This window comes from Microbacterium sp. 10M-3C3 (assembly GCF_003931875.1).
In the GTDB taxonomy this organism is placed as follows: domain Bacteria; phylum Actinomycetota; class Actinomycetes; order Actinomycetales; family Microbacteriaceae; genus Microbacterium.
In genome coordinates, this window is record NZ_CP034245.1 from 2,453,012 (window position 1) to 2,472,015 (window position 19,004).

At 70.4% G+C, this 19,004-nt stretch carries 23 protein-coding genes, 1 tRNA gene and 1 pseudogene; 8 read left to right on the forward strand and 17 right to left on the reverse strand.

Features of this window, described 5'->3' with window-relative positions; genetic code table 11:
* Positions 1–147: 147 nt before the first annotated feature.
* On the reverse strand, positions 148–459 hold the full coding sequence (locus tag EI169_RS11915) for a hypothetical protein (protein ID WP_240640430.1): 312 nt from the start codon (positions 457–459) through the stop codon (positions 148–150).
* A gap of 116 nt (positions 460–575) precedes the next feature.
* Here EI169_RS11915 and EI169_RS16630 point away from each other — a divergent pair, with 116 nt between their 5' ends.
* The 4 genes from EI169_RS16630 to EI169_RS11930 all read left to right on the forward strand — a co-directional run bounded on the left by EI169_RS16630 (position 576) and on the right by EI169_RS11930 (position 2,560).
* Positions 576–743: a hypothetical protein gene (locus EI169_RS16630; protein ID WP_164515494.1), complete on the forward strand. Its 168-nt coding sequence runs from the start codon at positions 576–578 to the stop codon at positions 741–743.
* Between the two features lie 131 nt (positions 744–874).
* Positions 875–1,594, forward strand: a complete 720-nt coding sequence (locus EI169_RS11920) for a hypothetical protein (RefSeq protein WP_125132524.1) — start codon at positions 875–877, stop codon at positions 1,592–1,594.
* Entirely contained in the window at positions 1,572–1,985 is a 414-nt protein-coding gene (locus EI169_RS11925) for a phage holin family protein (RefSeq protein WP_125132525.1), read from the forward strand. The genes EI169_RS11920 and EI169_RS11925 overlap by 23 nt, the downstream gene beginning before the upstream one ends.
* The gene (locus EI169_RS11930) at positions 1,982–2,560 is read left to right on the forward strand and encodes a DUF3618 domain-containing protein (RefSeq protein ID WP_125132526.1); all 579 of its coding nucleotides are present in this window, start codon (positions 1,982–1,984) and stop codon (positions 2,558–2,560) included. Before EI169_RS11925 ends, EI169_RS11930 begins: the two co-directional genes overlap by 4 nt.
* A gap of 98 nt (positions 2,561–2,658) precedes the next feature.
* Here the strand turns inward: EI169_RS11930 and EI169_RS11935 are convergent, their stop codons facing one another.
* Positions 2,659–3,960, reverse strand: a complete 1,302-nt coding sequence (locus tag EI169_RS11935; protein WP_125132527.1) for a cytochrome P450 — start codon at positions 3,958–3,960, stop codon at positions 2,659–2,661.
* Between the two features lie 237 nt (positions 3,961–4,197).
* Between EI169_RS11935 and EI169_RS11940 the strand changes: the two genes are divergently transcribed.
* The gene (locus EI169_RS11940; protein WP_125132528.1) at positions 4,198–4,491 is read left to right on the forward strand and encodes a hypothetical protein; all 294 of its coding nucleotides are present in this window, start codon (positions 4,198–4,200) and stop codon (positions 4,489–4,491) included.
* Positions 4,492–4,558: 67 nt separating this feature from the next.
* Here EI169_RS11940 and EI169_RS11945 read toward each other — a convergent pair whose 3' ends face one another.
* Positions 4,559–5,095 carry a G5 domain-containing protein gene (locus tag EI169_RS11945; protein WP_125132529.1) on the reverse strand — a complete coding sequence of 179 codons (537 nt, stop codon included), beginning with the start codon at positions 5,093–5,095 and terminating at the stop codon, positions 4,559–4,561.
* 283 nt (positions 5,096–5,378) lie between these two features.
* On the opposite strand from EI169_RS11945, the gene EI169_RS11950 reads away from it, so the two are divergent.
* Both EI169_RS11950 and EI169_RS11955 read left to right on the forward strand, forming a co-directional pair.
* Complete coding sequence (locus EI169_RS11950; RefSeq protein WP_125132530.1) at positions 5,379–6,059, forward strand: helix-turn-helix domain-containing protein; 681 nt, start codon at positions 5,379–5,381, stop codon at positions 6,057–6,059.
* A gap of 11 nt (positions 6,060–6,070) precedes the next feature.
* Positions 6,071–6,466, forward strand: coding sequence for an arsenate reductase ArsC (locus EI169_RS11955; RefSeq protein ID WP_125132531.1), 396 nt, complete (start codon positions 6,071–6,073; stop codon positions 6,464–6,466).
* A gap of 62 nt (positions 6,467–6,528) precedes the next feature.
* Here EI169_RS11955 and EI169_RS11960 read toward each other — a convergent pair whose 3' ends face one another.
* The 3 genes from EI169_RS11960 to EI169_RS11970 are packed head-to-tail and all read right to left on the reverse strand — an operon-like array spanning position 6,529 to position 9,223.
* Positions 6,529–7,698, reverse strand: coding sequence for a zinc-dependent alcohol dehydrogenase (locus tag EI169_RS11960; protein WP_125132532.1), 1,170 nt, complete (start codon positions 7,696–7,698; stop codon positions 6,529–6,531).
* A complete protein-coding gene (locus EI169_RS11965; RefSeq protein WP_125132533.1) occupies positions 7,695–8,162 on the reverse strand; it encodes a hypothetical protein in 468 nt (155 codons plus the stop codon). The genes EI169_RS11960 and EI169_RS11965 overlap by 4 nt, the downstream gene beginning before the upstream one ends.
* Positions 8,159–9,223 carry a glutathione-independent formaldehyde dehydrogenase gene (locus tag EI169_RS11970; protein ID WP_240640431.1) on the reverse strand — a complete coding sequence of 355 codons (1,065 nt, stop codon included), beginning with the start codon at positions 9,221–9,223 and terminating at the stop codon, positions 8,159–8,161. Before EI169_RS11970 ends, EI169_RS11965 begins: the two co-directional genes overlap by 4 nt.
* A gap of 313 nt (positions 9,224–9,536) precedes the next feature.
* Here EI169_RS11970 and EI169_RS11975 point away from each other — a divergent pair, with 313 nt between their 5' ends.
* Entirely contained in the window at positions 9,537–10,547 is a 1,011-nt protein-coding gene (locus EI169_RS11975) for a helix-turn-helix transcriptional regulator (RefSeq protein ID WP_125132535.1), read from the forward strand.
* A 308-nt stretch (positions 10,548–10,855) separates the two neighbouring features.
* Here EI169_RS11975 and EI169_RS11980 read toward each other — a convergent pair whose 3' ends face one another.
* From EI169_RS11980 to EI169_RS12035, 11 genes and pseudogenes are all read right to left on the reverse strand, one after another.
* Positions 10,856–11,254, reverse strand: coding sequence for a hypothetical protein (locus EI169_RS11980; protein WP_125132536.1), 399 nt, complete (start codon positions 11,252–11,254; stop codon positions 10,856–10,858).
* 112 nt (positions 11,255–11,366) lie between these two features.
* Complete coding sequence (locus EI169_RS11985) at positions 11,367–11,783, reverse strand: hypothetical protein (protein WP_125132537.1); 417 nt, start codon at positions 11,781–11,783, stop codon at positions 11,367–11,369.
* The gene (locus EI169_RS11990) at positions 11,780–12,094 is read right to left on the reverse strand and encodes a type II toxin-antitoxin system HicB family antitoxin (protein WP_125132538.1); all 315 of its coding nucleotides are present in this window, start codon (positions 12,092–12,094) and stop codon (positions 11,780–11,782) included. The genes EI169_RS11985 and EI169_RS11990 overlap by 4 nt, the downstream gene beginning before the upstream one ends.
* 468 nt (positions 12,095–12,562) lie before the next feature.
* A complete protein-coding gene (locus EI169_RS12000; protein ID WP_125132540.1) occupies positions 12,563–12,745 on the reverse strand; it encodes a hypothetical protein in 183 nt (60 codons plus the stop codon).
* Between the two features lie 21 nt (positions 12,746–12,766).
* Positions 12,767–13,246 (reverse strand): hypothetical protein, encoded by a 480-nt coding sequence (locus tag EI169_RS12005; RefSeq protein ID WP_125132541.1) that lies wholly within the window; start codon positions 13,244–13,246, stop codon positions 12,767–12,769.
* Between the two features lie 187 nt (positions 13,247–13,433).
* Positions 13,434–13,509, reverse strand: a tRNA-Arg gene (locus EI169_RS12010).
* 73 nt (positions 13,510–13,582) lie between these two features.
* Positions 13,583–14,674, reverse strand: a complete 1,092-nt coding sequence (locus EI169_RS12015; RefSeq protein WP_125132542.1) for a hypothetical protein — start codon at positions 14,672–14,674, stop codon at positions 13,583–13,585.
* Positions 14,675–14,747: 73 nt separating this feature from the next.
* A complete protein-coding gene (locus EI169_RS12020; protein WP_125132543.1) occupies positions 14,748–16,034 on the reverse strand; it encodes a hypothetical protein in 1,287 nt (428 codons plus the stop codon).
* Positions 16,035–16,412: 378 nt separating this feature from the next.
* Positions 16,413–17,280 (reverse strand): annotated as a pseudogene (locus tag EI169_RS12025) (CPBP family intramembrane glutamic endopeptidase).
* Positions 17,277–18,029 (reverse strand): tRNA (guanosine(46)-N7)-methyltransferase TrmB, encoded by a 753-nt coding sequence (trmB, locus tag EI169_RS12030; protein WP_125132544.1) that lies wholly within the window; start codon positions 18,027–18,029, stop codon positions 17,277–17,279. Before trmB ends, EI169_RS12025 begins: the two are co-directional and overlap by 4 nt.
* A 63-nt stretch (positions 18,030–18,092) precedes the next feature.
* Positions 18,093–18,926, reverse strand: a complete 834-nt coding sequence (locus EI169_RS12035) for a DUF3097 family protein (protein WP_125132545.1) — start codon at positions 18,924–18,926, stop codon at positions 18,093–18,095.
* Positions 18,927–19,004 lie beyond the last annotated feature (78 nt).

Genomic DNA, 19,004 nt, shown 5'->3' on the forward strand with positions numbered 1-19,004 from the left:
CTCGGCGAGCGGGGACGCGCCCGCGGTCACGCGGGCGCCGGGACTATGGCAGTCGGACGAATCGTCGGAACGGCGGTTCATGATCCGAGCGTAGAGGAGGGGCGGCTGGGAGACCGCCGCGTTGACACGCCGGCGCGTGGCTCCCACTCACACGACGTCGAAGTGCTCCACCGTCTCGTCGCGCCCGACGAGGAAGCGGTCATCCTCCGGATAGAACACCGCGCGCTCGATGTCGGCCCCCGCGAAGGCCGCGATGTCCTCGCGGCTGCGCCACAGCGACAGCGTGCGCACCTCGGTGCGTCCGTCGTCGGCGTCGCGCATGACCGCCCATGCGCCGCGGTTGCCCTCGGTCGCGCGGTACGCCGCCATACCGGTGCGCTCGAGGTACGCGGCGTACGCGACCCGGTCCTCGTGGCGGATCCATCCCGTCCAGCTGCGCAGCCCCGTCGCATCGTCCATCCGCCCATCGTGCTCGGCCGCCGCCGCATCCGCCACCCCTCACCCGGGAAGCGCAACCCCCTGTGCGCGTGCGGGCGCGAGCGCTGGAGTGGGGCCGTCACGACGAAGGGACGCTGATGAGCGACGACACGGACACCGCAGCGGGCGGGCAGCAGGACGACGACGGCGCACGCGACACGAGCGCGGCGAGCACCGGATCGGAGTCGCCGGAAGAGGGCGGTGCCGCCGAGGACGCCGCGGAGGACGCCGTCGACGAGGGCAAGAACCCTGGCGACGACATCTGAGGGAACGGCCGCGCGGAGCCGCGCGTATGACACACCGGCTCCGGGCGGTCAACCCGCGCGACGATCGGTGCGCGGCGGACGTACACCTGTCGGACTCCGGTCCCCCCGACCGGCTCGTCGAGAGGAATGACATGTCCGAAAGCTATGGGAGCGGCGCCGGAACACCCGGCTCCGCGAACTCGCCCTCGTCGTCCGGCCCCGTCCGCACGGCGACCCATGAAGCGGGAGAGATCGCCGACACGGCCGCCGGTCACGCCGGCGATGTCGTCGGCACCGCGTCGTCCGAGGCGCGCGGTGTGGCCGCCGAGGCGAAGAGCCAGGCGAAGGATCTCTTCGCCCAGACGCAGCGCGAACTGAAGGAGCAGGCCGGCGTCCAGCAGCAGCGGGTTGCCGAGGGTCTGCGCAGCATCGGCGACGAGCTGCAGTCGATGTCGGGCGCCTCCGACAGCCCCGGCGTCGCGAGCGATCTCGTCCGGCAGGTCTCCACGCGCGTCTCGGATGCGGCGGGCTGGCTCGCCGACCGCGACCCGGCGTCGCTGCTGACCGAGGTCAAGGCGTACGCGCGTCGCCAGCCCGGCGTCTTCATCGCCGTCGCGGCGCTCGCGGGCCTCGCAGCCGGCCGCCTGACCCGCGCGCTCACGGAGGGCGCGAAGGAGAGCAGCGACTCGACCGAGCCGGTGGCGGCAGCGGCCGACGTGCCGCCGCCCGTGACCAGCGCCGTCACGCCGTCGGCCACGGAGGGCCTCGGCGCGAGCGACGTCGGCGCCCCGGTCTACGACCAGACGCGTGCGGCGTACGCGGAGGGTCGCACGGTCGAGGGGAGCGGCGATGTCCGATCCGACCCCCTCTGAGGCCAAAGCGGCGACGACCTCGCTCGGAGACCTCCTCGGCGAGGTGACGCGCGACCTGTCGACGCTCATCCGCCAGGAGGTCGAGCTCGCGAAGGCTGAGCTGCGCCAGTCGGCGTCGCGTGCCGGGAAGGGCGCAGGACTCCTGGGCGGGGCAGGGTACGCCGCGCTCATGGCCGTGTTCTTCCTGTCGGTCGCGCTGTGGTGGGCCCTGGGCCTGCTCGTGGGGCTGGGCTGGTCGGCCGTGATCGTCGCGGTGCTGTGGGGCGTCGTCGCCCTCGTGCTGTTCGTCATCGGACGCACCCAGATGAAGAAGATCGCAGGCGTCCCGCAGACGGTCGACACCGTCAAGCGCATCCCCGACGCCGTGAAGAGAAACGAGGAGAACAGATGAGCGAGTCACCGGAGCAGATCCGGGCCGAGATCGATCGGACCCGGGGCGAGCTGAGTTCGGACGTCGACGCACTGGCCGACAAGGTCACCCCGTCGAAGATCGTCCAGCGCGAGAAGAACAAGATCACCGGCGGGCTGCGGTCGATCCGCGAGCGCATCATGGGCGCCGCCGACGACGCCGGATCCTCGATCGCCGACCATGGCGCCTCCGTGGCGTCGGGGATCGGGGACGCCGGCCGCACGGTCGCCGACAAGGCGCAGGGCAATCCGCTCGCCGTCGGCCTGATCGCGTTCGGCGTCGGACTGGTCGCCGCATCCCTCATCCCTGCATCGAGCAGGGAGAAGGACGCAGCCGAGACGCTCAAGGAGCGCGCGCAGCCCCTCGTCCACGAAGCGGCGGACGCGGCGAAGGAGGTCGGTCAGCACCTGAAGGAGCCGGCGCAGGAGGCGGCGAGCGCCGTGAAGGACCGTGCTGCCGAAGCGGTCTCGGAAGTGAAGGACGAAGCGTCGGGCGCCGCATCCGACATCGCCGACCGTACGCGCGAAGCCCGCGAGAACGTGACGGGCCAGGCCTGACCACGCGGCCGACCGGCGTCGGGGGTCCGACGCGTCGACGAGGATGATGCCCCTCTCTCCGTCGACGCGGAGGACCCCCGACGTCTTTCGTTCAGCGGTCAGTGGAAGGGGCAGCGCCCGCCCGCGGCCGGTCCGACCCGGCCGCCCGACCGGGGCCGTGTCGGCATCCGTCGGCGGTCGACGCCGAGTCCCCGGCCCGCGATGCGCACGCCCGGGTCGCTGAGCGCGGCGACGGCGGCCGACAGGCCCGCGATGGCGAGCTTCTCGCCTGGGCAGCGGTGCCCGTCGGCGACCGTCGCGCCGCCGTGCGGGATGAACGCCTGCAGCTCTTCGTAGGCGGGGCCGACGCCGCGGAAGCGCTCGGGATCGAAGCGATCCGGATCCTCCCAGGACGCCGGGTCGGTGTCGGTGCCGAGGATGTCGAGCACGACGCGGCCACCCGCCCCGACGCGCTGGCCGTCGAGCTCGACGTCGACGACGGCCCACCCCGGCAGGAGGGGCACGAACGGCGCCGTGCGACGGATCTCCTGCGCGAACATCGTGGCGAGCTCGCCGCCCACCAGGCGCCCGCGCTCCGCCGTCTCGGCGGCGATGCGGTCGCGCCACGCCGGGCGGTCGTGCAGCTCCTTCGCGGCGAACGCGACGAAGCGGGAGACCGCGATCATGGGGCGGAAGCTGTTCTGCAGCTCCACCCCCGCGGTCTTCGACGGCAGCAGGCGCCCGACCCGGTCGCGGTGCCACGCCCACGCGTACATCGCCGTGCCGGGTTCCGGATGCAGCCGCCCGCGACGAACGGCGTCGATGAGACGCTCGGCGTGACGGTCGGACCACCGGCGGTTCGCGAGCGCGAGGAGGTAGCCGGGCGAATGGGGCCGACCGAAGCTGTCGACGATCTGCGCCTGGCGGCGCGCCCACCGCGCGTGAGCGGCGGGCGTGCCGGGGATCCCCGCCCAGCGCATCACGGCGCGCCCGAGGGCGTCGACGGCGGCGTCGTACGCGGACGCGGATGCTCCGGCACGCCATCCCTCGACCGCGGCGGCCCATTCCCGCTCGAGGTGCGGGACGAGCCGCTCGACCTCGGCGTCGTCGTAGAGCACCTCGACGAAGGTCGCCTTGCGGTGCCGGTGCGTCGGCCCGTCGAGGGAGTGCACCGACCCGTGTCCGAACAGGCTCTCCTGGATGAACGCGGGCATCGCCCCGTGACGGTGCACGCGCGACTCGTCGTAGAAGGTGTCGACGCCCTCCGCGCCGCGCACGAGCAGCGCGTCGCGTCCGAGCAGGCGGAACGGCACGGCCCGCGCGCCCGCCCGGGCCCGGCGCCACACGTGCGCGCCGAACCCGTAGCCGCGCAGCAGCAGGGAGAGGGAGTCGTCGAGGCGGAGGGGGCGGGGTGCGGTCATGCCGCACACTGTGCCACCGGTCCGCGCGGCCCGTGGAGGGGGCTCCCCTCGCACGCCCCCTGTGCTACGCCGCATCCGCCCCGGCCCGCGAGAGTCCTGTGCAGCCGGCGAGGATCCCGGTGCGGATGGATTCTCGCGCCTCAACTGGATTCGCGCGCGGGGCCGACGTCAAGCCGGTGCCGACCGGCGCGGTCGGGTGCGACGCTGAGCGCGGAACCACCGAGACAGGAGCACGCGATGAGCGACGAGCCCACTTCCGACCACTCCGCGCCGGAGGGCGCCGACGAGCAGTCGAGCACGGAGCAGCCGAGCACGGAGCAGTCGAGCACGGAGCAGCCGAGCACGGAGCAGCCGAGCACCGAGGCGCCGTCCGACGAGGAGCCCACGCCCGAGGAGCTCGAGGAGCCGAGCACGGAGAAGGACCCGGGCCAGGAGCCGAAGGCGCCGAAGCCCGACGACGCCGAGCCGGACCACGAGGCGGTGGGCATCGGCGTCATCGACAGCGGCGACGAGCGGCACTCCGCCTCCTGAGCCAGAGACTCCGCTCCCCGCGCGGGCATCCTGATCGTCACCGCCGCCGCGTGGATCGTCGTCCTGGTCAGCGCTCGCAGGCGTACCCGTCGCCGTCGCGGTCGAGGTCGTACACGTCGGAACCGACCACCCGCGCGACCCCGTCGAAGTACGCCGGGCCATCGCCGCTTCCCCACGCGCAGTCCACGTCGCTCGCGATCGGCACGCACGCGTCGGCGTAGTTCCCGTCGCAGCCGCTCGCGGCCTGCGCCGCGGGCGGTGGTGGCGGCGGGGCGACGTACGTGCCAATCGACGTCACCTGGGTCACGGGCGCGCGCGACACGACGTCGGAGACGAGCTCGCGCGACACCTCGACGCCGTCGACGGTGCGCACGCGGTACGTCATCGTGCGCTCACCGGCCTGCCCCGCCGTCGTGACCTGCTGCTGACCGGACGGCAGTGCGGCGTCCTCGACCGTCGTCGCTTCGAACGGCACCGGCTCGGTCGTCACGACGTCGGTCTCGATGATCGTCGGTGTCGGTGTCGGTGTCGGGCGCTCCTCGTGTGCGCCCGCCCGGCGCTCGCCGGCCGCCGAGAACGGATGGGGCTCCGCCGTTCGGCTCATCCCGCCGCATCCGGTGGCACCGACCGCGAGCGCCACCCCGGCACCGACGACGACCGTCCCCCGCCATCCCCGCCGAACGACCGACATCCACCCTGCATGCTGCTGCGCCACGTGCTTCCCCCCGGAACGGCCCGAGCCTAGCCACGAGTGCCAATGCGGCGCGCCCGCCCGTTGTGGGGGTTCCGAGCCGGTCAGCGCGGTCTCAGCGCCACGCGGTCATGTCTGACACGACGAAATGGAGCCGCATTGACAGCGCGCAGTTCAGTCAATCATCATTGAGTCTATGTCCAGTGAGCGCAAAGCGGGCTGTTCGCTCGCCGAGAGGGCGGCGGTCCATGCCGCCCTCTCCGACCCGACGCGCTTGCAAATCACTGACCTGATCGCTTTCAGCGACCTCGCGCCGAAGGAGCTCGAGCGCATCCTCTCGGTGCCATCCAATCTGATGGCCCATCACCTCAAGATTCTCCAGAACGCGGGCCTCATCATTCGCACCCGTTCCGAAGGGGATCGACGACGCACCTACGTGCGTCTCACGCCGTCCGCCACATCTTTCCTGAACCCCGACACCCCTTTCACGACCCGGCGCGTCGTGTTCGTGTGCACCGCGAACTCCGCCCGGTCGCAGCTCGCCGAGCGCCTGTGGCGCGACGCGAGCAGCGTCCCCGCCGCCTCTGCCGGCACGGTCCTGGCGGCTGCGGTGTCACCGGGCGCGCTCGGCGTCGCCCGACGTCATGGACTGGACCTGGACAACGCGCGTCCCCGGCTCCTCGACGACGTCCGCGAAGACGGCGACCTCTACGTCACCGTGTGCGACAACGCGCACGAGACGGCACTCACGGGCGACCTGCACTGGTCGATCCCCGACCCCGTCGCCGCGGCCGAGCCCGCCGCTTTCGAAGACGCCTACACCGAACTGCACCGCCGAATCAGCCTCCTCGCCCCGCACGTCGCGGCCGCCGCCTGAAACGAGAACCCATGAGCCGACCCACCGTCCTCTTCGTGTGCGTGCACAACGCCGGCCGCTCCCAGATGGCCGCCGGCTACCTGCAGCACCTCGCGGGCGATCGCATCGACGTGCGCTCCGCCGGGTCGGAGCCGAAGGACCGGATCAACCCGGTCGCGATCGAGGCCATGGCGGAGGAGGGCATCGACATCGCCGCCGAAGCGCCCAAGATCCTCACCATCGACGCCGTGCGCGCGTCTGACGTCGTCATCACGATGGGATGCGGCGACGCGTGCCCGATCTTCCCCGGCAAGCGCTACGAAGACTGGCAGCTGGACGACCCCGCCGGCCAGGGCATCGAGGCCGTCCGCCGCATCCGCGACGAGATCAAGGAGAGGGTCACCCGGCTCGTCGCCGACCTGACGTGACGAGGGATCGCGGTCGCACCGCGATCCCTCGATCCCCCGTCGCGCGGTTGCCCCGCGTCGACTCACGGCCGGAACACCGCCCGCACGCAGCCGTCGGTCTTCTGCTTGAACATGGCGTATCCGGCGGGACCGTCGTCGAGCGGCAGGACGTGGGTCGCGAGGTGCTCGGTCGCGATCTCGTCCCGGGCCATCCTGTCCAGCAGCATCGGGATGTAGCGATGACCATGCTGCTGCGCCGACCGGAGCGTGAGGCCTTTGTTCATCACCGCCCCCAGCGGGAACTTGTCGACGAAACCGCCGAACACCCCGAGCACGAAGACGCTTCCTCCCTTGCGTGCGGCGAAGATCGCCTCCCGGACCGCGGTGGGCCGGTCGGTCTGCAGCCGGAGCTGCTGCTTCAGCTGGTCGTAGGCGAAGTCGGGACCGTCGCGATGCGCTTCCATCCCGACCGCTTCGATGCAGACGTCGGGGCCGCGGCCGCCCGTCAGTTCGCGGAGCTCGGCGGTCACCTCGCTCGTCTCGTAGTTCATGATCTCCGCGCCGACGACATGTTCGGCCTGCGCGAGCCGTTCCTGGAAACGATCGATCACGATGACACGCTCGGCGCCGAGCAGCAGCGCTGCGCGCGCCGCCATCTGACCGACGCCGCCCGCGCCCCACACGGCGACGGTGTCCCCGGGCTTCACGCCGCCGAGGTCGGCTCCCATCCACCCGGTGGGGGCCGCATCGGAGGCGAAGAGGGCGCGTTCGTCGGTGACCCCGTCGGGGACCGGGAAGGCGCCCTGGTCGGCATAGGGCACGCGGATGAACTCGGCGTGGCTGCCGGCCCACCCACCGAGCGCGTGCGAGTAGCCGTAGCATCCGCCCGGGGCCTGACCCCACAGCATCTCGGGGATGCCCGCGTTCGGATTGCCGTTGTCGCAGAGTGAGAAGAGCTCGTTCCGGCAGTACCAGCACCGTCCGCAGCTGATGAACGAGCAGACCACGACGCGGTCGCCGATCTTGTGCGTGCGGACGTCCGAGCCGACCTCGACGATGTCTCCGATGAACTCGTGTCCGAGCACATCACCCGCTCGCATCGTCGGGACGTACCCGCCGAGGAGATGGAGGTCCGACCCGCACGTCGTACTGAGGGTCACCTTCACGATGGCGTCCTGGGCGTTGAGGATGCGGGGATCTTCGACGTTCTCGACCGACAGTTCGTTCACCCCGGTCCAGCACAGAGCTCTCACAGCACACCTTCGCCCTTCGCATCGTCTTCTGCCTCGTCGACCGCACTTCCCAGCAGCGTGCGTGGACGCTCGCCGTGCGGTCTCGGCGTCGCGCGGAGGATCTCGCCGGTCTCGAAGATCTGCTTGGCATCGCGCAGCGCTTCCCGCAATGCCCGGTTCGGATCGTCGTCCTGCAGCTCGGCGTCTTCGCGCACCCGGGCGTGCACCTCGAAGCCCTTGTCTCCCGGAGCGGGAACGATGCGGATCTCGAGGGCCTCCGCCAGACGCGCGAGCGGTGCGGGATACCCGTCGCGCTGGAAGTCCTCCGCATCACCGAGGACGCTGACCGCTTTCCACCCTTCGGGGTGCGGTCCGTCCCCATCGGAGTCGCGTTCTTTCTTGACCAGTGAGCGCGCGACGAGACCCACGGCGAGACCGGCCACGCCGACGCCGACGGCTGCCGCCGCTTTGCCCGCCATGATCATGCCGCCTTTCCTGGCTTCAGCACGATCTTGGTCCAGCCATCGTCGCGGTTGTCGAAGTGCTCGTACGCATCGGGAGCGGCATCGAGTGCCAGCTCGTGACTGACGATGAACGACGGCGACGCCTTGCCCGCCGCGATGAGGTCGCGCAGCTGCCGGTTGTACTTCTTGACGGGCGCCTGCCCCGTTCCCATGGTCTGCCCCTTGAACCAGTGCAGCCCGATGTCGAAGGCGACCTGTCCCTGCTTCGCGAGTTCGTCCGCCCCGCCCGGATCCTGGGGCACGAAGACACCCACCGTCCCGATGCGCCCGGTGAATCGCACCGACTCCACCAGGCGGTTGAGCGTCAGATTGGGCTGCTCGTCGCCCTGCGGGTCGTGTGCTTGATACCCGACGCACTCGCAGCCGTTGTCCGCGCCCAATCCCATGGTCTGATCCAGGACCGCCTGCACCGGGTCGACCTGCGAGTCGTCGATGGCTATCGCTCCGATGGATTCGGCGAGCCGGAGGCGGTCCGGGTGCCGGTCCACGACCATGACCTTGCTCGCCCCTCGGATCGTGGCAGACAGCGCGGCCATGAGGCCGACCGGTCCTGCACCGTAGATGACCGTCTGGTCTCCCGGCTTCACCCCCGCCATCTCGGTGGCGTGGTAGCCGGTCGGGAAGATGTCGGCGAGCATGACGTAGTCGGCCGACTTCTCCTCCGCGTCCTCGCCGAGCCGAAGGCAGTTGAAGTCTCCCCACGGCACGCGCAGCAGCTCGGCCTGGCCGCCGGCCCACGGCCCCATGTCCGCGAACCCGTAGGCCGCCCCCGCCCATTCCGGGATCGGCTGAGCGGTGAGACAGTAGTTGGTCAGCCCCCGCTCGCAGTTCTTGCAGTGACCGCACGCCACGTTGAACGGCAGGACGACGTGGTCGCCGACCTTGACCTTGTCGACGCCGTCGCCGACCTCGATCACCTCGCCCATGTTCTCGTGACCGAACCATCGACCGGTCTCGAAGCTGGTGCGCCCCTCGTACATGTGGAGGTCCGAGCCGCAGATGTTGGTCGTGGTGATACGCACGAGTACGTCCGTGGCGCGTTCTATCCGCGCATCCGGAACGTCCTTCACGGACACCTGCCGCGGTCCTTCGTAGACAACAGCTCTCATTCTCGCCTCCTCACGCGAGGGCCGCGCCCGTGCATGAGGCGTCGACATCCGATTCGTTGTGCTGTCCATGCCACTCCTCGGTGACCGGCTCGCACCATTGGCAGAACTGCCGATATGAGCTGCTGACCAGGAGGTCGCGAAAGGCGGGGTTGCCGTGGTAGGCCATGGCGCGACGGGGCCCGACGGCCCTGCGAACGTCGGCGTCGAACGAAAGGTGGACGATCCCGTGTCACACGATGCTGAACTGCAGCTGGCGGAGATCTCGGCCCGCCCGGGCCCCGTGCACCAACGCGCTCAGGCGCTGCTGGATGCGCTGCACCACCTCCTTCCGTTCGACGGCGCGTGGATGGCTCTGGCCGAACCCGGGGGCCGCGGGTACACGCCGCTCGCGAGCGCCGATCTCGAGGGGTCGAGCGTCCGCTCCCTGAGCGATCCGCACATGGCGCGACAGATGCGGGTCACCGGAGCGGACCGCGACCGGGCGCCCACCAGCCTCTCGGACCTGCCCTCCTCGTCGGCCGACCTGCGGGCATGGGCGGAGCACCTGCTGCCCGCAGGGTTTCGCGAAGCGCTGTCGCTCGCGCTGTTCGGGGAGGGGGGCCGGCACGTCGGCTTCCTCACGCTGCTGTTCCGGCGCGCGGATCCGCCGTCGCCGGCTCTGCGTCGACAGCTGACACGGTGGGCGCCGACGCTGGCGGCCGCCATCGACCCGGTCCGCTCGCTGGCAGCTCCCACCGCGGTGGTCCGAGGTGCCCGCGCCGGCGTCATCCTCCTCCGGGACAACGACGTCAGCAGGGTCCCGGGGCTGCGGGACGACCCGCTGCTCCGCGCCGATTCAGAACTGGTGGGTGTCGCTCGGGACGTCATCGGCGAGGGCCGGAACTACGCGACTTTCCTGTGGCCGCGCGGAGCACGGGAGTCGCCGGACGGATACGTCCGCGCCACCGTGATGGCGGGCGAGCAGGATCTCGAGGGCGTCGCGTGCGGGATTGCGCTGCTCTCCCCCGCGCCGCGTCTGCGGGGCCTCACACACCGCGAGCTCGAGGTGTTGGGGCATGTGATCGAGGGATGCTCCAACATGGAGATCGCCCGCGCGCTCGTCGTCTCCCCGCGCACGGTCGCCGCGCATCTCGAGCACGTCCTCGCGAAGCTGGATGCCCCCTCCCGGACGCTCGCGGCCGTGCGCGCCGAGAGGTCCGGTCTCTACATCCCCCTCCCGCCGCACCGGACGAGGTGAAAAGGCACGGTGTCCCACCGGTCGATGAAAGCGAGGATCTCGGCGATCGCCGGTCTCGTGGTCGCGCTGCTCGCCGGCTGGTGCCGGTCGCGATCAACCTCATCACCGGCCTGAGCCACGGAGGTGACGGGAAAGGGATCGCGGTCAGACCGCGATCCCTTATCTCTACTGGTGCCCCCGACAGGAATCGAACCTGCGACCTTTGGTACCGGAACTCTCCCTCGTCACCAGCGATCGCGCGGGTCTGGCCGGGTATCAGCGCGATTCCGGGCTGAGCCAGATCGTGTCGCCACCCTCTGGCGAGCGCGTCACGGCGTGCGGTTGACCGTGTCGTCCCGGAACGCCTGCAGCTTCCGGGTGTACGCGGGGATGTCCCCGCGGTTGGCCATCACGTCGTTGATGCGCGTCACGAACTGGTGCGCCCACATGTTGTATCGGTCGATGATCTGGGCACGCCAGCCAGCCTCGAACGGGTACGGCTTACCGGCTTGCTCGCCGCGCTTGTTCATCGTCGCCGCAATGGCGATCATGCTCCCGGCGGTGTGCTCGAGCTGCAGCCACATCGCGACCTCAGCGCTCGCTCCGGTGAGCGCCGCGATCTCCTCCCGTAGCTCAGAGAGAGCTGTGGTGATCGCGGGTGTCTCAACAGAGTCCTCCGTCAGTTCGAGAGCACGGGCATGGTTCAGGATCGACGCCAGATCTGTCATGCCCCGAACGGTAGCCCGGACCCCCGACACAGATTCCCGCGTGCGCGAGGCCGTGCGCCTCGTAAGTGTGCGTTTCGACCTCCCGAGGTCTTCTGACCCTCGCTCGGCAGACTCAGACCACCTGAATGACAGCGAAGCCTGCTGCGCTAGTGACTTCGCCCACAGAGACGCGGTACTCGTAGCGATGCCCAGCCGGCAGGGGCAATCCCCCTGGGATGTTGACCGCGAAGGCCTGGAACAGAGGCGTCCCCTTCGCCAACCCTGGCGGGCGACCAACCTCGAACCCACCCTCCAACCGCAAGGCGGGTTCGCCTGATTCGTCAAAGGATACTGGCTCGCCATCCTCGTCCAGCAGTTCGAGAACGAAAGACCGACGCTCATTAGCTTCGTGCCAGTCGACCTCGAGAATGATGGCGATGCCGTGTGGCGGGAGAGGGCTGCCCACCGTGCTCCAGGCCATCCCGATAGCGCTGAGCTTGCCTCGGTCGTCGACCTGCGCGAAGTCAGCGACGAAGACGCTTACCTTCACGCCAGCGCCAGCGGTGCATTCGTGCGCGGGCGTGCTGCCGGGCGCTTCTGCGGCACGTACCCGAACTGCTCCGTGAAGCTCGAAATGAGAGCCTGGCCACTCGAGGACGCGTCAGCCCACGGCTTCCACCCCTCGATCGAGGTTTCGACGATCGCGTGAGGCGCGTCGTCGAGCTCGAACGCGACGCCTTCCCGGATGTTCACACGGAGGTCATCGATCGAGTCGCCGGCAGCGTAGAAGCCGGGCAGGCTGGGTGAATCAGCCCACCAGGAATCGTCTTCCCGATGAATCGTCATGATGATCTGACGCATGTGGTCACCCTATCCCAAGCAATTCTGCGGCTTCCTCAGCCGACAGGCCGACCTCTTTGGTGAGGATTGTACGCACAAGACCTGGCGCAATCTCTACCCCATCGTGGAACGCAAAGGTGAGGTTCGGAAACCCCCTATCGCTCCGTAGCTTCTTGTGTGAGCCCTTCTGAGCGTGCACGCGGTAGCCAAACTCCCGCTCCAGAAGGCGCTGAAGATCCTGCGCCCTCATCGATGGGAACGTCGGCATGCGTGCGATTGTTCCACAACGACGAAACAGCCCCCGACCGCAGCCCAAGATGCAGTCGGGGGCCGTCGTGTTGGAGGGGTCAGGTGTCTCGCGACTCTGCGTTGACCGCTTCCCACACCTCGATCACGACACGAGTCCGCATGATGAAGTCCCCGATGGGGGTGATCGGCTCCATACAATCGGGCACGGGCGTCTGCGCGACCGTGACCTTGGCCGCGATGTCAGCTGCGTTCCCCGCGATCTCCGTCGCGTGCCCCGCCGAACCGGTTTCCGACGAGCATCCGCCGCACCTCATCCGCGGGTGCCGCACCGGGCGTGAGGATCAGCACAGCGAGCGCTCGAGCCTCGCCCTCGGCCTCGGCAGCTTCCTCGTCGACCATGAACAGATCGTCATCCGTGCTCACGGGCGCGACACTTCCTCGCGCCTAGCGGGCCTGCCCGGCCTCGTGGGTAAAGACGAGGGAGCTCGCCTGTGCCTGCACGTACGCATCAAACCGCTCACCTCCGACAACGAGCGACAACCGATCGCCGGCAGCCAGACCGTTCTCCTGCTGAACGATAACTTGCGGCGCCGAGGCCCTCGACATGTACTGCAGTTCGCGGTCGACGTACCCACCGCCCGCGAACCCACGAAGCGGAGGCATCACTCCGCCCTCGTTCATGTACTCCAGCCAGGCCCTGTTACGCGGCTCGGCGACCACACGCCACCGCGTAACGAACTCGCCAGTCCCCAGGGCGTAGACGACGTTGTCGCGCTCCGACGGGGCGCCCGGGATGATCCCAACGCCAGCCCGACTGGCACCTGTCCACTCCGCCGACCCCCGCACGGGTACAGTGATCGTCTTGCCGTCGAACGTCGTGATGAAGCGGCGCAGCGTCGCCTCCGCGCCCGCCGTGTCCGCCACGACCGAAGGTCACGGCTACCTCACGCACCAGCAGGTCGAGGCCCTTGCGAACGCCGCTCCCCCACAACGCGACGCTCGTGCTGTTCCTCGGGAACACCGGTGTCCGCTGGGGCGAAGCGACCGCCCTACGCCTACGGTACGTCGAGACGCAGGGGATCGCGGTCAGACCGCGATCCCTTGTTCCTACTGGTGCCCCCGACAGGAATCGAACCTGCGACCTTTGGTACCGGAAACCAACGCTCTATCCCCTGAGCTACGGAGGCGGACTGAACGAGGCTATCACCGCTCACGTGCGCGCCCCGACGCCGGCCGGGGCGCAACGGCGCGTGCCCGGCGTCAGCGGAACATCATCTTCTCGTACAGGGTCGTTCCGATGACGTGGTCGTCGATGCCCGCGACGTGGATGTCGACGTCGAGGTCGGCGGTGAAGTCGTAGTACTCCGGATGCTGCCCGGCGTGCAGCACCGCCGACACCGGCGAGCGGTGCGGCGCCATGTCGAGCGCCTCGATGAGGCGCGGGTTCGTGGCCGTGAAGCGGATCGTCTCGGCGCCGCGCTCCCACGTCCATTCGAGGCACGACGGGTATCTCTGGTGCCCCGGCCCTTCGACGATGCCGGTCGTCAGCAGCCGCAGCGGCAGCAGGTCGTCGGTGACGAGCCGGTCGCCCTTCGCGAGATAGAACGTGGGGATCTCGAGCTGCCCGAGGCCGAACAGGCCCTTCGTCGTCATCATGACGTAGACGAGCGTGTAGTCGCCGACGTGGGCTCGGCCCCAGTACCAGTGGTCGAGGAAGGCACCCATGACGTGGTTGCCCCAGTTGTGGTCGTGATACGCGGTGCCTCGCACGGTGCTCGTGACGCCGTCCTCCTCGATCGTCGCCGTCGCGGTGCCGTAGGGCACGGGCACGACCCACGCGAGGTAGTGCTTCTTGTGCGCGTCGAAGTAGGTGATGCCGGCGCCGGGGCGCCACGACGGCGCCTGCCGCTCGATGCGCACGTCGGCCCGGAGCCCGTCGACCTCGATGTGCAGATCGTACGCGTCGAGGTCGCCCGACACGGTGTTCGGGCCGATGCGCACGTCGCACCGGTCGGTGGCGGCGGCGAAGTCCGCCGCCGCGAACACCGGTTCGACGTGGCTGCGGGAGCCGTCGGCGTGGCGCCGGATCACGAGCACCGTCGGGGTGAGCGGCCCTCCCGGGTCGGTGTGCGGCTTGTTGGAGAAGGTCACGACGAGGGTCGAGCCGTCCTCGAACTCGCAGTCGAAGTACCACCACTCGAACGTCGAGTCGGCGGCGGATGCGGCGCGGTAGCCGTCCTCCCACACCTCGACCGTGCCCGCCTTCAGGCCGAGCGCGCTCAGGCCCTCCTGCTGCGCGAGGTCGAGCTGGGCTCGCACCTCCGGCGTGTCGGGGATGCGCTGCACAGCCACGGACGACCTCTCGACTCGGCGGATGCTGCCATCATGGCCGAGCGGCCGCGGCGCGCGCGAGAGGCGCGGGCGATCACGGGTGGTTGATCGCCCAGAGCGTCCAGACCGACACGACCTGGAGCACGATGCACCCGATGAGGATGCCGTTGCGTCGCCGCGGCGTGGAGCTGAACCGGTCGTCGCCGAGCAGCGGCGACAGCGGAACCATGAGCCGGAACGTGGAGTTCTGCGGCAGGAAGACCGCGAAGAGGTACAGGCCGTACATGAGCGTGTAGGACACGACGACGAGCCCGAGCCGACGCACCGGCCGCGACCACATGAGCAGCACGAAGCCCACCATGAGCGCGATCACCAGGACGACCCCGAAGACGCCGAGGTGGGTGCCGGCCTGGCGGAACCACGGCGTGAACGGCACGAACGGGTCGTTGCCGACCGCGCCGAGCCACCAGCCGAGCTCGGTGCGGATGTAGGCGTTGGGCACCCCGGTGACCTTCTCGGCGATGACGCTCCACGCACTGCCGGCCGCCGCCGTCACGAGGCCCGAGAACATCAGCCCCAGCACCTGCGCGGGCGGGAACGGATCGGTGCGGCGGCGCAGCATCCGCACGATGAAGATGACGGCGAGCGCGCCGGCCAGCGCGAGCGCGCCGGGCCGCGTGAAGGCGGCGAGTGCGCCGAGCGGTGCGATCCAGACGTACTTGCGGTCGATCGCGAGGATGAGGGCGGCGAAGGTGAGGAAGAGGGCGAGCCCCTCGCTGTAGCCGAGCACGTAGACGAACGACAGCGGCGCGAAGGAGAAGAACGTCGTACCCCACCAGGCCGCGCGGGGATTCGTGACGCGTCGCAGCAGGACGAACAGCATCCACGTCGCGCCGAGGCTCGCGAGGGTCGCGAGCGCGACGGCGACGAACTGGTCGGAGAGCCCCGTGACGTCGTGCACGAAGCGCGTGAGGTAGGGGAAGACCGGCAGGAAGGCCCAGTTGTTGGGGAGGATGTCGCCGAACTGGTTCACCGGCAGGCGGTCGGGATACCCGAACTGCGAGATCGTCAGGTAGCGGTCGGCATCCCACCCGGTGAGCCAGTCGAGGAACGTCTTGACGTGCTGGTCGTCCGACCCGAAACCCCACTTGGCGGCCTTCGAGATGACGTAGAAGCCCCACAGGATCGTGAAGTTGACGGCCCGGGCGACGACCCACAGCGTGAGCACGCTCGTGAAGTCGCGGCGGACGATCGGGACGACGCCGCGCGGGGCGCGGAGCACGTCGGCGAGCCACAGCTGCGCCAGCCGCACGATGCGCGGCGCGCGCGCCGGGCGCAGCGGGAGACGGATGGTCGCCGACCGGTCACTCGGAGCGCTCACTCGGAAACCTTTCGCGGGGCCTGGCTCGCATCGTGTCAGCGGAGGGTTCCCACGAGGTGAACCGCGTGTGACGCGCTGGTGACGTCGAACGCGGCCCGATCAGCGCTGGCGAGCTCGAAACCAATGGTGCACATGCCCGGTGCGCGCTTCGCAGCGTCTTGACAACTCGGCGCGACCGGCATCGGAATCATGGCATAGGGTGCGTGCGTGCCCGGGGCGACGCGAGGCGGACACGGTCGGAGCGCCCGCTCGCACCTCCACCCCGATGTCGCGGAGCCGCGTGATTCCGGGCCTCGCGGGCATGCCTTGGAAGTTCCTATCCGTTTGCCCAGCGATGCTGTTCGATCTCCTGTCCAGGCGCTCCGGACAGCGTGTGGATCACACGAGGAACAGCGGGACGAGCCCCGGGTTGTGCGCGTGGACCAGCACGCCGAACACGACGGCGTCGAAGAGGAGGTGGACGACGACGACGTAGCCGAGCGATTGCGTGCGCAGGAACAGGAACCCCTGGACGAGGGCGAACGGGATCGTCAGCGCCGGGCCCCACGCCTGATAGCTCCCACAGGAACGACACGAACACGATGGTCTGCAGCAGATTCGCCTGCCAGACCGGGAAGTGCCGGCGCAGCAGCGCGAACACGGTGCAGATGAAGAAGAGCTCGTCCCAGATGCCGACCGCGCCGACGCCGACGAACAGGCGCGCGATGAGGTCGGGCGTGTCCACGACCGGCCAGTTCTGGTAGACGCCCGACGTGATGAAGTAGAACGGCAGGATCAGCCACCCGAGCGCGAGGACGGCGACGAGCCACGCCCACTGCCACCGCGCCCAGCGCCCGCCGCCGCGCCACGGGAAGCGGATCGCGCGGTCGCGGTACACCCACCGCGACACGACGTAGGGCACGACGACGGCACCGCCCAGGGCGACCGTGAACCGCAGCATCGCGAGGTTGTCGAGTTCGGCCTTCAGCGGGATCGCGCTGACGATGAGCTGCCCGACCGCGATGAGCGAGAGGTCGCGCAGGAGGCTCGGCGGCTCGTCGTCGGCGTGACGGCGCAGCGCCGCCGCATCCGCCCGCCGGTCGACGAGCAGCGCGCCGACGAGCCCGGCCGCCAGCAGCACCCACCCGAGCCACGGCACGCGCACGACGAAGAACGCCGGCGCTGCGGCGCTCACCAGGAGCGCCGGGATCAGCCCCCACGCGCTCGTGCGGCGGTGCAGCCGCGGTGGCGCCGCGTGCGCGCTCATCCGTCCACGCGCCGGTACGCGAGGTCGCGGATGGCGCGCCCCGCCCGGATGCCCTTGCGCTCGAACGCGGTCATGACCCGGCCCTCGAAGCGGTCGGCCCACTCCCCCGCGAACGCGCGGGCGAACAGCGGCGACGCGTCGAGCACGTCGCGCATCTGCCGGGCGTAGTCCTCCCAGTCCGTCGCGAGGCGCAGCGTGCCGTCCGAGGCGAGGACGCGGGCCGCGAGCGGCGCGAAGTCGGGGGCGACGAGCCGGCGCTTGGTGTGCTTGTTCTTGTGCCACGGGTCGGGGAAGAACACCCACACCTCGGCGGCGGATGCGGCGGGCAGCAGGTGCTCGAGCACCTCGGGGGCGTTGGCCTCGACGAGCCGCAGGTTCTGCACCCCCGCACGGTCGGCGTCGAGCATCGTGCGGGCCAGGCCCGCCTTGAAGACCTCGACGGCGAGGAAGTCGCGGTCGGGGGTCGTGCTGGCCGCGTGCACGATCGCGTGCCCCTGCCCCGAGCCGATCTCCACGACGAGCGGGGCGCGGCGCCCCCACACGACGGCCGGATCGATCGTGGAGCCCGGGAGCACGCTGGTGGCCGCCGCATCCCGCGGGGCGTCGAGGAGGTACGTCGGCGACAGCTCCGCCCACGCGCGCTCCTGGCCGTCGGACATGCGGCCGCTGCGGCGGACGAACGACACCGGCTTGTCGCGGAAGCGCGGCGCGGCGAGCGCGCCGGGGGCGGCGTCGGGGGTGTCGGGCATGTGCTCCAGGCTACCCAGGAGCCGTGCCGGAGGCCGCGGCGGGCGCCGTGACGGGAGCGGCGGTCAGGCGGTGACGAAGTCGATGAGCTCCTCGACCCGGCCGAGGAGGGCCGGCTCGAGGTCGCGGTACGAGGTCACCTTGCTCAGGATGTGCTGCCACGCCCGCGCGATGTCGGTCTGGTCGCGCGCCGGCCATCCGAGCGCCCGGCAGACCCCGACCTTCCATTCCACCGATCGCGGCACGTCGGGCCAGCGCGGGATGCCGAGCGCCTGGGGGCGCACGCACTGCCACACGTCGACGTACGGATGCCCGACGATCCGCACGTGCGCGCCGTGCCGGCTGCGCAGCACCTCCTCGGCGATGCGCGTCTCCTTCGACCCGGGCACCAGGTGGTCCACGAGCACGCCGTAGCGGCGCTCCGCCGACGGCGGCTCGGCCTCGAGGAGTTCGGCGAGCAGGTCGACACCCTGCAGGAACTCCACGACCACGCCCTCGACGCGCAGGTCGTCGCCCCACACCTTCTCGACCAGCTCGGCGTCGTGCCTGCCCTCGACGAGGATGCGGCTGGGGCGCGCGACGCGCGCCCGGGCGTCCGCCACGGCGAACGAGCCGGAGGCCGTCCGGCGGGGAGCCGCGGGCGCGGCGGATGCGGGCGCCGCGAGCACGACCGGCTCGCCGTCCACGAGATACCCGCCGCCGAGCGGGAACAGGCGGCGCCGGCCCCGACGGTCTTCGAGCTCGACGGTCCCGGACGCGACCTTCGTCACCGCGCCGACCCAGCCGTCGCCCGCGACCTCGACGACGAGGTCGCGCTCGGCCGGCACGGTGGGGACGGTCTTCCTGCCCCGCTCGCGCCAACCCGCCGCGAGCACATCGCTCCCGTACCGATCGTCCATCGCGCCTCCTCGAACGACCGACCCTAACCCGCGCGGCGCGCGCCGCCCGTGGACCACGCCGGGGCCGCAGCGCAACGC